The following is a 15,126-nucleotide window of genomic DNA, read 5'->3' on the forward strand; positions in this document are numbered from 1 at the left end:
TCCTTCCAGTTTTTTCAGTCTATCTTGTGTCTATTTCAATGGTTTTGTACTTATTATAGAGCACACTTGCACCATTTTGTATAGTCACCTCTCGTCTAGGAGTATAATCGACCAAAAACTTATCTTTTTGAGCGATTGTAAAATCAACACACAATCTTCCGGCTCCTTCAATTATATTCATAGGAATATTTTGCTTGTCAGTTGTGATGATTACATGGGCTGATGGTCTATCCTTCATATGCACCCAAATATCTTTTGCTCTTGCATTTTTAAGAACTTCTACATTGCCTTTTTCATTTTTTCCAAGCTGGATTTTATAGCCTTCTATCCAGAAAGTCTCTATAGAATCATTCGTTTTTATCTTCTTTGCTTGAAGCTTTTTTGGAAATAGAAGTTGTATTTTTGCTATATCTTTTGCCTCTTGTACAGCAGACATAAACAGTTTCATATGCTCTATTTTAGAACTAAGAGACTCTTTTTCTATATGCAGATGTGAGACTTTTTGTTTAGCTTTTTTACTTCTGGTAAAAAGAGAGTTCGCCATTTGTGCAGGAGTAGAGAAATCTTTATGAAACTCTATAGTTACAGGAGTTCCATCATAGTCATTTAACTCTATACTTTTTTGATATGGTCTGATATTATGAATATTTGCTAAAACCAGATTCCCGTGATGCTGACACATTTCTACCTCAGCTTCAAGCTTTTCCTCATCTTCAAGTGAGTTGTATAACTTTTGCAGTTTTTTTAGCTTTTTTCCAAGTAGAGATTGTTTCTGCTTTTTTAAAGATTCCAGCTTAGCTTCAATATCTTTTGCATACTCATCGTGTAAGAATCTCTCTACATCTTCAAGCGGATACTCCTTTGCGGTAAAAGGGGCAGTTGGAACATTCAGGAGTTTTTGTCCTACCCTCACCTCACGAAACGAAGAGAAGAGATCAACATGACGAAGAGCTTCGAGTACGATTTCATTTTCATCTAAAATGATTATATTTGTATATTTTCCGGTAAACTCAAACTGCAGTAGTGTTATCTCTTCTTTGTAGGCTGAACTGACAGAAGTTTTAAACCTGAGTATCTTATCTTCATTTATAAGCTCGACACTTAAGATATTTGCACGATTAAATCTCTTTGAGAGAAGTACATCAAAGGGTGCATTATAAACTTTTGAACGAGCATATGATGCACATTTGAAAATCTTAGAATTAGACCGTTGCATCTCAAAAAAGACTTCATCATCTTTATCAAAAGCTACTTTGACTATTGTGTCACTTACTCTGTAGATTGCTGATATTTTTTGAAAATTTTCTAGATAGTTTTTTATTTGTTTTAAGTGTGAGAGTTTCATAGTCATATTCTAGCAGATATAAAACAATTTTAAGTACTGCATCTATATAATACATCTCAAGGCTAGGCAATGACAAACAAAATAAATTCCATACTAGAAACTATACGTTCTAGCATAATTATTATACCTATCATTTTTGCAGCTGTAACAGTCTTTTTAACTCTCTTCTTCTATATCCCTTATATTACAGAAAAAAACTCTATCGATATGGCTACAAAGAACTCTATTATCTCAGTAAATCAAATTAAACTAACCCGTGCTTACTACGTAGATGCCGTTGTCAAAGACATTCAAGAGTATGCACCTGATATGAAATTCTCATATAAACATGAAGGCGTAGATGGAGTTCTTCCGCTTCCTTCAACCACCATTCATGATCTAAGTCGTATATTCAGTGACAATAGCGGGGTTACATACAGACTCTACAGCGACAACCCTTTTGCCTTTAAAAAAGATAGAAAATTGAGCACTTTCCAAAAAGAAGCAGTTAAATATACACGAAGTAGAGATGACGGCATCTATATAAAAAAAGATTTTATAGATAACAAACCTGTATTGAGAGTTGCTATAACAGATATTATGACAAACCAAACTTGTGTAGATTGTCACAACTCGCATCCGGAGAAAACATGGTTAAGTGACAAATGGAAAGTAGGAGATAAAAGAGGTGTATTAGAAGTTATAACTCCACTTGAAGAAATCCTAGCTTCAAATCTTGATGCCAGAAACAATATAGTAATCCTTATCTCCATAATCGGTCTATTCTTATTCTTATACATAAGTTATGTTTCTATGAAAAGGGAAAAAGAACTACTTGATGCAAATGATGAACTCCAAGAGAAGTTAAAAAACATACTCAAAGATTTTGACAAAAACGTTATCGCTTCTACTACTGACTATGAAGGAAATATTATCTATGCAAGTGATCTTTTTTGTAAACTCTCCGGTTACTCAAAAGATGAACTCGTAGGAGAAAATCACAATATCATAAGACACGAGGATGTGTCAAAAGAGCTCTATAGAGATATGTGGAACACTATAGAGGGTGGAAAAATATGGAGAGGAGAGATTAAAAACTCTACTAAAGATGGCGGTTTTTACTGGGTAGAAGCTATCATATCTCCAGTTTTTAATGCTGAGGGTAAGATCATAGAATACAACTCTATTAGACACGATATTACAAATAAAAAAGAGCTTGAAAGTCTAAATAAGTCTCTAAAAGAAAAAATTTCTATAGCTATTACTCAGACTCAGGAAAAAGAGCAACATATGCTAAACCAAAGCAAAATGGCTCAAATGGGTGAGATGCTGAGTATGATTGCTCATCAGTGGAGACAACCTTTAGCGGCTATCTCTTCGACTGCGTCTTCACTAGAGTTAAAGATGATCATTGATGATTATGACCAACTTGTGTTTGCTGCTGGTATAAAAGACATTCAAGCATATTCTCAGCATCTTAGTTTGACAATAAATGATTTTAGAAACTTTTTTAAAGACTCAAAGGTTGTTACAAAGACTACGTTTGAGAATATAATAGACGATACCGTTCAAATAGTCAAAACATCTCTTCAAGATCATGACACTCTTTTAAGTATTCACAATGACTTCAAGGATGAATTTTGCATCTATGAAAATGAATTTAAACAAGTAGTTTTAAACCTGATTAAAAATGCCGAAGATGCTATTATAGAAAATGGCATCAGTCATGGGCTGATAGAAATAAATACATACAGACGCGGAACAGATGCTGTCTTTGAAGTTTTAGATAATGGGAGAGGAATAGATGGGGAGATAATGGCAAAGATATTTGACCCTTACTTCTCTACAAAAGATAAAAAAAGCGGAACAGGTCTTGGTTTATATATGAGTAAGACAATTATAGAAAACCACTGTCTAGGCTCTCTTGAATGTTTTAATACAGAGGAAGGAGCTAGGTTTAAAATCACCATAGATCCAAATAAGTTCTCTCTAGCTGATTAAAGTAGCTTCAGGCTTACCTACGTAGTATCCTTGTGCATAATCAATGCCACACTCTTTAATGATATTATAAATTTCTTCATCTTCTACAAACTCGGCTATAGTCTTAATTCCTAAAGTTTTAGAGAGGTTTACAATTGCTCTGGTTATCGTTCTATTTCTGGCATTTTCTTTTAGATTTTTTATAAATACTCCATCTATTTTGATAAAGTCCAAGTTTATCTCCAAGAGTCTGCTAAAGTTTGAATTTTCGATGCCAAAATCATCTATCGCAATTTTAAATCCCATATCTCTAAGTATGTTTAGTTGCTGGGTGATTTTTCCATTATTTTTTATCAGAGTGATATTTTCAAGTATCTCAAACGTAACCCTAGATGGAACTATATTGTAGGTCATCATCTTCTCATTTAAAAAATCCACCATATAGTTTTCAAGAAGATCTCTCTCTGTTATGTTTATAGAAAACTGATGTGTTTTATCTTGAAAAAACTCAAAGCTTTTGTTGATCATGATCCTAGTAATAGACGTGATGAGCCCAAGTTTCTCAGCAGGAGGTATGAAAAATATAGGTGCTATTATTCTATCATCCAAAACACCGCGAGCTAGTACTTCATACTTAAATATTTCACCTGTTTGAGTGTCTTGTATAGGCTGAAAATATGGTTCTATTTTATCTTCTAAAATCAATGTTCTAGTTGTTCTTAGCCATCTAACAGCCTCTTTTTCATCTCTAAAGCAGTTTATATCTTCATCAAATATTTCGTAGTGTCTGCTTCCAAGGTCTTTAGATTTATCTAGGGCATATTCGCTGTTGATAAGAGTTTCTGTAACATCTTCTTGAACTTTTGAAACACCGATGTTAAATGTTATGTGGAGCTCAGCATCATCAACTTTTACATTTTTATTATCAAAAAATGCCACTATCTGCTTACAGTAATCATGAACATCTTCAGTGGAAGCATCTTTTAGCAATATAACAAACCTATCTGATTCGATTTTATAAAGCTTAGCTTTTTTATGTATGTGGTGTTCAAGTATACGTGCAGTTCTTACTAAAACATGATTTGCAAAAACTTTTCCGTACTCTTTGTTGATGGTAGAAAAGTGAGACATATCTAAAAGAAGTAAGTAGCTAAAATCTTCTTCAAGTAGATCTACTTGAAGTCTTTGAGAGTTTGGCAGGTCAGTATAGAACTCATGGTAACATCTGTATCTAAGCTCTCTTGTCTTCTCTTCTACTTTTTTTTCTAAATTGTTTTGATACTCTATAAGAGATTTTTCAAGATCTATTCTTTTTACTATTTTAGAGATGATTGTATAAAACTGTTCTAACTCAATAGGCTTTAAAATATACCCATCAACACCAAACTTTATACTTTGAACAAAATAATCTTTATCATCATAGGCGGAGAGGATAAGAATAGGAACAGAGTCATCATTTCTACGGATTTTTTCTATAAGCTCTAAACCGCTGAGCTTTGGCATATTTATATCTGTAATGATTAAGTCATATTTTTTGAGATGTTTTTTCGCATAGGCCTGCTCACCATCAACTGCAATATCTATCTTTAAGAAAAATGTTTCTAAAAATTTCAGCGTAGAGTCTCTGGCAATCTTGTCATCTTCGACATAGAGAATACTTAGCTTTTTAGTACTTTTTATTAAACTATCGAGATGCTCTTTGTTCATACTTTATACCTGCTGTTATTTTTAGTGTCTTTAGATTATAAAAACTAAGTTTATCATTATAGCTTTTTCATGAGGAATTAAAGGTATTTCACTACAATTAGGAAAACATTTCACATAAAGAGACAAATAAGAAACAATGATGCCTAAAGGTTTTGGTAAGAATTACTTCTCACTAGCAGCAATACAAGCCCATGTATCACAACAAAAAGTTGTGGCGCTTTGTGCATCAACATCAACTCTGAGTGGAAAACCGCTTACAATAAAAATCACCTCACCACCCGCAGCTTAATCTTTAACTAAACAAAAAACAAAAAAACTATACAAAGATTAAGGTCAACTATGCAAAAAACTATAAAACTATCACTAGTACTAGGTGCTTTATTAAGCCAACTTCACGCTACAGAATCAAAAACAGTAGTTCTTGAACCACTAAGCATCACATCAACTGCCATCAAAACAGATGAGTTAAAATCTACAGATGCCGTAGAGATATATACACAAGAAGATATAGAAAAAGCTCACGTTCAAAACATGTATGAGTTTTTAAATTCTAGAACTTCTATCATAGCTACCCCTAGTTATGGAAATCCATTTAACCAAAAGATAGATATGAGAGGTTTTGGAAACGATGGTTATCAAAATATAGTAGTGACTATCAACGGGCGCAAGATGAACAATGTAGATATGGTTCCGGCAATGTTATCTTCTATATCTCCATCATCTGTTAAAAAGATAGAGATCATCAAGTCTAGCGGTATTGTTGTAGGCGGTGACGGAGCAAATGCTGGTGTTATAAACATCACAACTAAAGAAAATAACGACAAAGAAGTATCTTTTTATCTAGGAACTCACGGTGCGGCAGATGCTTCCTTTTATCTAGGTCATAAAGATGAAAAACTATCTATCTCTGCAAGTGGTGAAGCACAAAAAAATGCCGGGATGAGAGATATAGATACTTCAGGTAACAAAGATGAAAATAAGTTCTCAACAGGAAGTTTAAATCTTTCATACTTTGCTACAGACTCGTTAGAGTTAAAAGCAAGTGCTTCATTTTCCAAAACTGACCTTATCTATGGAGGTAGCTTAACTGAAGATGAATATAAAGAAGACCCTTCACAACAAGGTTCAGGAGGCGCAAAAAATCAAAAGTATGATACTAATGTATTTACTGCTGGAATAAAATATGATATAAATGACAACTTGTCAATTAATATCGATGGAAACGCTGAAAGAAAAAAATCATTCTATGACAGTTTAGGAAGTGCTTATGAAAGTACAGCAAACTATACATACAACTCTTTTAAAGCCAATCTAAAATATGACTCTAAATCTTTTTCTCTTATTTTAGGAACTGATGGATTTAACGGAAACAGAGATTCAGGTTCTACCATCTATGGAGCAGGAAACAAAACAGATAAAAATAATTTAGCTGGATTTATCATGAGTGATTACAACTTTGGTAAACATTCTATAAAAGCTGGTTATAGATATGAAAAAGTTTCTTACACTTATTCTGATGCAACAAAAACATCAAAAGATGATAATGTTCTTCATGGTGCAGAGCTTGGATATAACTATGTAGTAAATGATAAGACATCAATTTTTACAAACTATTCTCATGGTTATCAAGCTCCAGATATTGATAGATTTTTTAGTGGTGGTGTATTTAATGACTTTATAAAGCCTATGGAGTCAAACAACTTTAACCTTGGATTCAACTATATAACAAAGACAAATAAACTTAAAATTTCTACTTATTATATTGATTTGAAAAATGAAATTTATTACTACAAGGATCCAGTAAGTGTTTGGCCTGCTCCTTCTCTGTCTGTAAACACAAATATTGATAAATCACATAAGTATGGTCTAGATATATATGATAAATTTTTAATTAATAATGAGTTTAATATAGTGCTAAACTATAACTATGTACAAGCTATTATAGATGAAGAAAAAGGTCGTAATGGTGAAGACTATGCAGGAAACAAACTTCCAGGTGTTTCAGACCATAATGTAAAAGCAACTCTTGGATATACTCCAAATGAATTCACTACTGTTTCTCTAACTCAGATTTATCGTTCAGAGGCTTACGCAGCAAATGACTTTAACAACAACTTCTCTCAAAAACAAGACCCTTACATGAGTACGGATATCTCTGTAACTTATGCGAAAAAAACTTGGGAAGTTTTCGCTAAAATAAACAATATATTCAACCAGTCAAACGGTTTATGGATAAAAGATGACAGCATCTATCCAGTAAACTTTACAACTACGGCTATTGCAGGGCTTAAACTAAAATTCTAGAGGGTTTCATGAGTATCAGAATATTTTCATTCATCCTTCTTGTTACACTCTCGCTTGGGGCTAATGAGAGAATTATCTCTCTTAGCCCATCTCTAACGGAGATAGTTTATGCACTTGATAAAGGAGACTCTCTTGTAGGGACTTCTTCATATTCTTTGCATCCTGAAAAAGCTCTTGAGCTTCCCGTAGTCGGAGGTTACAGAAATCCAAACGTGGAAAAGATATTGGCCCTTTCACCTACTTTGGTAGTTGGTCAAGATTTCAGCCAAAGCACTTTAGACAAACTAAAATATTTTAAAATCAAGACATTGATGCTAAACCTAAATACTATAGAAAATATCAAAAGATCAATCAATATACTGGCATCTGAGATAGACTCAAAAATGGCTAATAAACTTATACAAGATATAGAAGATGCAACAAATAGAGCTTCAAAAAACGAAACTCCTCACAGTGTTATGATAGTCTACGGACTAAGAGAAGATCTTCGCTCATCTACATACATCGCAGGTCATGATATCTTTTTTGAAGATATCATCAAACTTAGCGGAAACACTAACGCTTATAGTGCGGATTCGACAAGCCAACCCGTTTTGAACTATGAAAACATCATAGCTTTAAACCCTGACCAGATAATCATTCTTCATTCACATGCGACAGAACCAAATGTAGATGTAAAAAAAGCTCTTAAGGCTTGGTACTCTATACCTACAAATGCTTCAAGAAACAAAAACATATCCATTGTCGATGAAGATTACCTACACATTCCATCTCACCGTGTAGCACTAACTATCAAAATACTCTCAAACGAGATGAACAAAAACTATAACGCAGGACGTTAAAATATGAAAACTCTAAATATATTCACAAATCAGATAGACTCACTTCCTGGGGGAAAAGCAGACTTTTTGTTAGCTGCTTCTGTAACTCGCACATGTGAGATAGATGGTATTACACAAGCTGGAATCCCCGGTAAGATTCCTCTTACTCCGACTCTCGACGCTGAGTTTATAACAAATGAAAAAGTATTCTCCATGCCCGAACTTGCAGAGACTCCAAAAGGTGTTCCTACTCCGGCACTCATAACAAGAGCTGCGCACAATGTAACTCCATACTCAAACATCGAAGTTTTAAACCTTGGTCTAGATGCCATCCCGCAACACACTCCATTGCAAAGCTTTATGATAGAGCCGTCAGGTTCTGTTGCAACGGGTGCGAATATAGATGCGAGAGCTGTGTTTGAGAAAGGAATGATTGCCGGAAAAAGTTATGAACTAAAAGGAAACTATCTCATATTAGCAGAGAGTACTCCTGGCGGAACTACTACCGCTACCACCACAGCATTAGCCTTAGGGTATGACTGTAGAAATGATTTCTCTTCGAGCTTTTTAAACTCACCAGATTCTATTAAAGAAAAGACTATAAACGAAGCACTTTCTCTCTTAGATGAAGATATGACTAACTTTGAAAAGCTCTCTCTTGTCAGTGACAATATGCTTATCTTTTGTGCAGGTTTTCTTCTGGAAGCTTCAAGAAGATTTCATGTAGTTTTAGCAGGCGGTACACAGATGGCTGCATGTCTTTTAGTGGCAGACAAGTTAAAAGAAGATGTTCTTATGAGAATAAAAAACGACAACATCACACTTGCAACTACTTCGTGGGTAGCCAATGACAACAACTCAGATTTAAAACATATACTCTCACTTCTCAGCTACACTCCTCACGCTGTTCATACTAGTTTCTCATTTGCAGAGGCAGAGATACCGGTACTCAAACTTTATGATGAAGGTGAAGCTAAAGAGGGTGTTGGAGCAGGAGCGGCACTTGCCTATGCCAATACAAACGGTGCTACAAACAAAGAACTCTTAGATGCTATTGAGCTTCTGATATACAATATGTAAAGAGGAGCGGTTTTTATGAAGACTCTATTCATCGGCGGTATCAAAAGTGGTAAATCCATAAACGCTCAGGACTACATACTCAAAAACTCTGTAGTAAGACCTACATATCTTGCTACAACCGAGTTTGTAGATGCCGGGATGAAAGAGCGCATAGATGCTCACGTGATAAATAGAGGCGATAACTTTGTAACTCTTGAAGAACCCCTGAAAATATATGAAGCCATAAGTGCTAACAAAAACCCTGTGTTAGTAGAGTGTGTTAGCATGTGGATAAACAATATGTTCTACCATGAGTTTAGCCTCGAAGATATGCAAAAAGAGCTTGAAAATATTTTAGAACTCAACCAGACAATAGTCTTTGTTCTAAATGATGTAGGCAGCGGAATCATTCCTGATAATAAACTTTCCCGTGACTTCATAGATGCAAGCGGAAAACTCTCTCAACTTATAGCAAGTGGATGCGATGAAGTCTACCATACCATCGCCGGCATCTCAACGAGGATAAAATGAAAAACTTCTTCAAAGGTTTCGCTTTAGCAGTCTCTATGCTCACAAGCATTCCTTTTTTCAAAGTTCACGATTTTAACAAGGGTATAAACGGTTATGCTGTTTTGTTTTACCCGCTTGTCGGTTTTTTACTAGGTCTCATTTTGTGGGGAACACACTCACTTTTACAAGTACACATTACAGACTTACATCTTGGAATCATCATATTTGCTCTCTGGGTAATACTCACAGGAGCTTTGCATCTAGATGGTCTGAGTGACACTATTGACGGTTTATTTGTCTCAAAAGAGCGGGCAATAGAGATCATGAAAGATCCAAATACCGGTGGAATGGGTATGATATTCACAGTGACTTTTCTGATACTTAAAGCTTCATCTTTAGCTGTTTTTGACGCTTTTTATCTTCTACCTGTAGTTCTGCTTCTTTCTCGCTTTAACGCTGTTTTAGCTATCTATCTTTTTCCATACATATCTCAAAACGGTATGGGAGCATTGGCAAAAGAGGAGTTAAAAAGAAGTCAGGTTATCATAGCTCTTATCTATGTAGCACTTCTTAGCATCTCCACTCTTGGACTATTTGCTATAAGCCTTTTTGTACTCTTTGTTATAAAAACTTTTTTCATAAGACGTTACGGCGGTTTCAGTGGAGACATCTACGGCTTTACTATAGAAGTGACTGAGCTTATCCTGCTAAATGCTATATTGCTTGGCATCGCTTCATGACAATAACTCTTGTTCGCCACGGAGAAGTCGAAGAAAAATACATCGGATGTTATAACGGTCATATAGATATTGGACTCTCACGAAAAGGTTATGCAGATGCTAAAGCACTAGCAAAACACTTTAGTGCATCTGACTTTGATGCTATCTTCTGCTCAAACCTAATACGTACAAAAGAGACTATAAAACAGTTTATAGATAGCGATAAAATCATCTACACAAAAGAGCTAAGAGAGAAGGGCTGGGGTGATTATGAAGGTATGGGATTTGAAGAGATTATCTCAACTACAAAACTAAACTACTTAGGTTTCGAGCAGTGGATAGCTGCACTTGGAGGGGAAGCTCTAGAAGAGTTTCACTTCAGACTAAAAAGATTCTTTTTAGACTTTTTACTACCACTTGATAAAGAGAATGTACTAGTTGTAACTCACAGTGGTGTTATCAAAACTTTTATCCATATCCTACAAGACATAAGCCTCGAAGAAGCCTTTGGCATCTCAGTGCCTTACGCTTCGTATGTAGTGTATAATAGTGAAACTAATAAGCTGGATATACATGATTAGCCTAGACTCTCTAAGTGTTAAGTATGACGACAAGACTATACTCACAGATATATCTCTAAACCTTGAGAGTCATCTAAGTGTCCTTGGGGCAAACGGTTCTGGAAAAAGTACCTTGGCTAAAGCACTTTGTAACCTCATAGAGTATGAGGGAAGTATTAGCATCGATGGTAAAGATATCAAAGAACTCTCTTTAAAAGAGAGGGCTAAACTGCTCTCATACATCCCTGCAAAACTTGAAGTCTATGATCCTTTCATAAGTGTAGAAGAGTTTGTGCTTCTTGGAAGATTTGCTCACAAAAAGAACTTTTTGGACTACTCAGACAAAGATAAAAAGATAGCTCAAAATACTTTGGAGTTTTTAAAGATCTCGCATCTGGGCAAGCACGCCATCAACTCTCTTAGTTCCGGAGAGGCTCAGCTGACTCTTATCGCATCAGCACTGGCGGCACAAAGTAAAATCATCATTCTTGATGAGCCTACCGCCAATCTGGACCCGCACAATGCTAAGATAATTGCACAACATATAAAGGGCTTAAAGGATTATCATCAAGTCATCCTCATCACTCATGACCTGCATCTGGCTTCTTTCATAGACTCACCGACTCTTTTCATAAAAGACTCGAATGCTACTTATTTTAGTGAGAGAGAAGAATTTTTTAACTCATCTACTTTGCAAGAGCTTTACGGTGTGGAGTTTGAAGATCTGGCGGTTAAGTATGAGTAAGTTTGTCGTATGGTTTTTACTCTTTTGTGTACTTCTTGCATCTCCGTTTATTGGTGCAGTTGACTTAGATGTTAGCAAAGTTTTCACTCCTGACACACTTCAGCACTCTATATTTTTCGACCTAAGAGTTCCACGTGTTTTGTTTGCATTTGCAGCCGGTAGCATCTTGGCACTTAGTGGTTTGCTTTTTCAGACACTCTTTAGAAATGCACTTATGACTCCATACACTCTGGGAATCTCTAGCGGTGCAGTTTTAGGAGCAGGTATAGCCATAAAACTAGGACTTGGAAGTCTTGTTTTTGGCATCGCTGCTGTTAGCATCTTTGGTTTTATGGGAGCCATGCTTACAGTTTTACTGCTCATCTATTTAGCGAAGTTTTTAAAGCACTCTCACTTTGAGTCGCTTCTGCTTTTAGGTATCGCACTATCACTCTTTTACACCTCTGCACTAATGATTATCTTTTACCTTGGTGATACGATGCAAAACGATATGCTTCTGCGCTTTACAATGGGTTCACTCTCCATCATAGGCTGGATGCATCCCATAACAGTCGGTGTCATAGCATTTATACTATTTTTGGCAATCTACCTATACCGCTACGAACTTCAACTTCTTGGCATCTCTGATGAGAGTGCAACGCTTCGTGGAGTAAACACAAAAAAAATAACTCTAACACTTCTCATAGTCTCATCTTTTGCCATAGGAACACTTGTTAGTATAAGCGGACCTATCGGGTTTGTGGGGCTTATAGTTCCTCACATAGTTGCAAAACTTCACCCTGCTACTGTAAATAACCGCATAGTAAAGACTGCGCTATTTGGCGGGTTTTTCTTAGTGCTTTGTGACACTATTACAAGAGGTCTACAGACTCAGAGTGAACTTCCTATCGGGATAGTCACAGCACTTATCGGTGGACCATTTTTTATATACCTTATAATCTCTAGGAGCAAAAAATGAGTTTTACAAAAGAAGACTCACAAACTCTGCTAAACATCATGAAAAGCAGAAGGGATGTCCGCGGTAACAGATTTTTAAACAGTGCTATTGAAGCTGAAAAACTCGAACTCATCTTAGAAGCCGGCATCTCCGCTCCATCTGTGGGTTACTCTCAACCTTGGAAATTTGTTCTTATAACTGATGAAAATATCAAAGAGGATATACATCAAAACTTTATATGCGAAAACACAAAAGCAAAAGAGATCTTCAAAGAGAGCGAGATATATAAAAACCTAAAACTCGAAGGAATCAAAGAAGCTCCTATAAATATAGCCGTTTTATATGAAAGCTCAGAGAACCCGACTCTTGGTATGACAAGTATGTCAAAGATGGGTGAGTACAGTGTTGTTTGTGCCATTGAAAACATGTGGCTGATGGCTAGAACTCTGGACATTGGGATTGGGTGGGTTAGCATTTTGGATGAAGATAAAGTTCTGAAAACTCTAAACGCTCCGAAAAATACTCAACTCATCGCCTACCTCTGTCTTGGTTATGTAGATCAGTTTTACAATGAGCCGGAACTAAAAACACTAAAGTGGAAAAAAGAGAAAAAACTTGACGAATGTGTAGTGATGAACTCATGGGAGTAAAAACACCTATCTCTCTAAAAGAGCTAAATGAGATTTTTCCATCTTACGGTTTTACAAAGTTAATGCCTACATCTTCTGGCATCATCGACACTACATACATAGTTCACACAGACTCAACCGGCTATATTTTAAAAAGATATGAGCGAGATATACCGCATAAGATAGAACTCGATATACAGCTTTTAAATCAGCTAAAGTCAGCAGGACTAAATGTTCCTGTCTGTCTTGATAGTAAATATGGCTGGTTCATCTATGAGAAACTTATAGGCAAACATCCAATAAATGTAAAAAGCTACCACATCCAAGCTCTTGCAAGGTTTATGGCTAAGATGCACAAAGAGACTTCAAAAGGAAAATGTAGATCTAACATAATTTTAGAAGATGAAGTAACAGAGTCACTAAAATATGTAAAAGCAAATTTTTTCGGCTACTACAAAAGATTTGAGTTTTTAAAAAACTTTACTCATAAACACGATGCTATTATTCATGGAGATATTTTTAAAGACAATACTATCTTCAACGGTAAAAAAATTGGGGTGATTGATTTTATAGACTCATCATGCGGAACTTTTGCTTATGACGCGGCAGTTGCACTTGTCGGTTTTGATGCAAGAGGGCATCACAACTACTTCATAAACCTCTTTTTGAAAAACTACAATCAACACGCACCTAGAAAACTAAAGAAGTCAGAGGTCATAGAGAAGATGAAAACGGCAGCTAACTTCTTCGCACTAAAAAGAGTTCACGAGTATAAAAACACAAAGAGAGCGAGAGAACTGCTAACATGAAACACGGTGCAAACATTTACAAATATGCTTCGCAGATCGGATGCAAAGCAAATGAGATAATAGACTTCTCATCAAACATAAACAGCTATCATCCTCCTCTTAACATAACACCGACAAACAACATGTTAGCTAAGTATCCGGACACTCATTACAGCTCTTTGAAAAAATCTATCGCTAAAAAACACCAGATAAAAAAGTCTCAGATTGCTCTTTATAACGGTGCGACTTCTGCTATCTTTGAACTCTTCAAAACATTCAAAAAAAAGAAGACCTACCTTTACGCTCCACTCTACGGAGAATATGAAAAAGCAGTGCAAGACAAGAGTAAAATAGTCAAAATAAACCGCTTTAAAAATCTATACACAAAACCGGAGAAAGGCTCTGTAGTAGTCTTTGTAAATCCATCTACTCCAGATGCTTCGCACTATGACCTGATTAAGCTTTTTAGCATCTGGAAAAAGCAAAAGTGCACAGTTGTTCTTGATGAGTCGTTTTTAGAGTTCGAAAATCTCAAATCTTTGAGAAATCAAATTAATTCATACAATAAACTCTATATAATCCAATCATTTACTAAGTTTTATAGCTGTGGCGGGGTAAGAATAGGTGCTATTTTCTCTCATAAAAGTAATATCTTGAAGTTAAAAACACCCATGTGGAACCTCTCTTCTTTTGATGCAGAGTTCTTAAAAGAGAGGCTTCAAGACAAGAAGTTTGACAAGCAAAGCAGGAAGCTTCACAAAAGGCATAAAAAAGAACTTCTTCGTAGTTTGAAAGAGTCTAAACTGTTTTCTAAAATCTACAAAAGTGACTCCAACTTCGTCATGGTGAAATCTAAAAAGTCTAAAGAGATATTTGAGCATCTACTTCATCATAAAATCTTAGTACGGACTTGCGGAAGTTTTGACTTTTTAACAAATGACTATCTACGCTTCGCAGTCAAAGACTCTAACGCTCATAACAAACTAACAGAGGCTTTGAAGAGTTTCCACTAACAAGATATCAACACTTAATTTAAAAAAAGA

Annotated in this window: 14 protein-coding genes; 12 read left to right on the forward strand and 2 right to left on the reverse strand. The window is 35.6% G+C overall.

The annotated features are described in order from the left end of the window. Positions 1 to 19 precede the first annotated feature (19 nt). Entirely contained in the window at positions 20 to 1,345 is a 1,326-nt protein-coding gene (locus tag ABZC13_RS05555; RefSeq protein ID WP_373001167.1) for an NFACT RNA binding domain-containing protein, read from the reverse strand. Positions 1,346 to 1,414: 69 nt separating this feature from the next. Between ABZC13_RS05555 and ABZC13_RS05560 the strand changes: the two genes are divergently transcribed. Beyond that, positions 1,415 to 3,325: a PAS domain S-box protein gene (locus ABZC13_RS05560; protein ID WP_373001169.1), complete on the forward strand. Its 1,911-nt coding sequence runs from the start codon at positions 1,415 to 1,417 to the stop codon at positions 3,323 to 3,325. On the opposite strand, the gene ABZC13_RS05565 is transcribed toward ABZC13_RS05560, so the two are convergent. Next, positions 3,314 to 5,011: an EAL domain-containing protein gene (locus ABZC13_RS05565; RefSeq protein ID WP_373001171.1), complete on the reverse strand. Its 1,698-nt coding sequence runs from the start codon at positions 5,009 to 5,011 to the stop codon at positions 3,314 to 3,316. The two genes, ABZC13_RS05560 and ABZC13_RS05565, sit on opposite strands and share 12 nt — an antisense overlap. Before the next feature lie 339 nt (positions 5,012 to 5,350). On the opposite strand from ABZC13_RS05565, the gene ABZC13_RS05570 reads away from it, so the two are divergent. The 11 genes from ABZC13_RS05570 to ABZC13_RS05620 are packed head-to-tail and all read left to right on the forward strand — an operon-like array spanning position 5,351 to position 15,096. Then, positions 5,351 to 7,315, forward strand: a complete 1,965-nt coding sequence (locus tag ABZC13_RS05570; RefSeq protein WP_373001173.1) for a TonB-dependent receptor plug domain-containing protein — start codon at positions 5,351 to 5,353, stop codon at positions 7,313 to 7,315. Between the two features lie 8 nt (positions 7,316 to 7,323). Then, on the forward strand, positions 7,324 to 8,157 hold the full coding sequence (locus tag ABZC13_RS05575) for a hemin ABC transporter substrate-binding protein (RefSeq protein ID WP_373001175.1): 834 nt from the start codon (positions 7,324 to 7,326) through the stop codon (positions 8,155 to 8,157). A 3-nt stretch (positions 8,158 to 8,160) separates the two neighbouring features. Beyond that, entirely contained in the window at positions 8,161 to 9,216 is a 1,056-nt protein-coding gene (locus ABZC13_RS05580; RefSeq protein WP_373001177.1) for a nicotinate-nucleotide--dimethylbenzimidazole phosphoribosyltransferase, read from the forward strand. Positions 9,217 to 9,231: 15 nt separating this feature from the next. Next, complete coding sequence (locus ABZC13_RS05585; protein WP_373001179.1) at positions 9,232 to 9,726, forward strand: bifunctional adenosylcobinamide kinase/adenosylcobinamide-phosphate guanylyltransferase; 495 nt, start codon at positions 9,232 to 9,234, stop codon at positions 9,724 to 9,726. Then, positions 9,723 to 10,445 carry an adenosylcobinamide-GDP ribazoletransferase gene (locus ABZC13_RS05590; protein ID WP_373001181.1) on the forward strand — a complete coding sequence of 241 codons (723 nt, stop codon included), beginning with the start codon at positions 9,723 to 9,725 and terminating at the stop codon, positions 10,443 to 10,445. Before ABZC13_RS05585 ends, ABZC13_RS05590 begins: the two co-directional genes overlap by 4 nt. Next, positions 10,442 to 11,005, forward strand: coding sequence for a histidine phosphatase family protein (locus ABZC13_RS05595; RefSeq protein ID WP_373001183.1), 564 nt, complete (start codon positions 10,442 to 10,444; stop codon positions 11,003 to 11,005). The genes ABZC13_RS05590 and ABZC13_RS05595 overlap by 4 nt, the downstream gene beginning before the upstream one ends. Beyond that, positions 10,998 to 11,729: an ABC transporter ATP-binding protein gene (locus ABZC13_RS05600; RefSeq protein WP_373001185.1), complete on the forward strand. Its 732-nt coding sequence runs from the start codon at positions 10,998 to 11,000 to the stop codon at positions 11,727 to 11,729. Before ABZC13_RS05595 ends, ABZC13_RS05600 begins: the two co-directional genes overlap by 8 nt. Further along, positions 11,722 to 12,687 (forward strand): FecCD family ABC transporter permease, encoded by a 966-nt coding sequence (locus tag ABZC13_RS05605; RefSeq protein ID WP_373001187.1) that lies wholly within the window; start codon positions 11,722 to 11,724, stop codon positions 12,685 to 12,687. The genes ABZC13_RS05600 and ABZC13_RS05605 overlap by 8 nt, the downstream gene beginning before the upstream one ends. Continuing rightward, positions 12,684 to 13,316, forward strand: coding sequence for a 5,6-dimethylbenzimidazole synthase (gene bluB, locus ABZC13_RS05610; protein WP_373001189.1), 633 nt, complete (start codon positions 12,684 to 12,686; stop codon positions 13,314 to 13,316). The genes ABZC13_RS05605 and bluB overlap by 4 nt, the downstream gene beginning before the upstream one ends. Further along, positions 13,289 to 14,104 (forward strand): phosphotransferase, encoded by an 816-nt coding sequence (locus tag ABZC13_RS05615; protein WP_373001191.1) that lies wholly within the window; start codon positions 13,289 to 13,291, stop codon positions 14,102 to 14,104. Before bluB ends, ABZC13_RS05615 begins: the two co-directional genes overlap by 28 nt. After that, on the forward strand, positions 14,101 to 15,096 hold the full coding sequence (locus ABZC13_RS05620) for an aminotransferase class I/II-fold pyridoxal phosphate-dependent enzyme (RefSeq protein ID WP_373001193.1): 996 nt from the start codon (positions 14,101 to 14,103) through the stop codon (positions 15,094 to 15,096). The genes ABZC13_RS05615 and ABZC13_RS05620 overlap by 4 nt, the downstream gene beginning before the upstream one ends. Positions 15,097 to 15,126: the final 30 nt, after the last annotated feature.

The organism is Sulfurimonas sp. (assembly GCF_041563035.1).
In the GTDB taxonomy this organism is placed as follows: Bacteria; Campylobacterota; Campylobacteria; order Campylobacterales; family Sulfurimonadaceae; genus Sulfurimonas.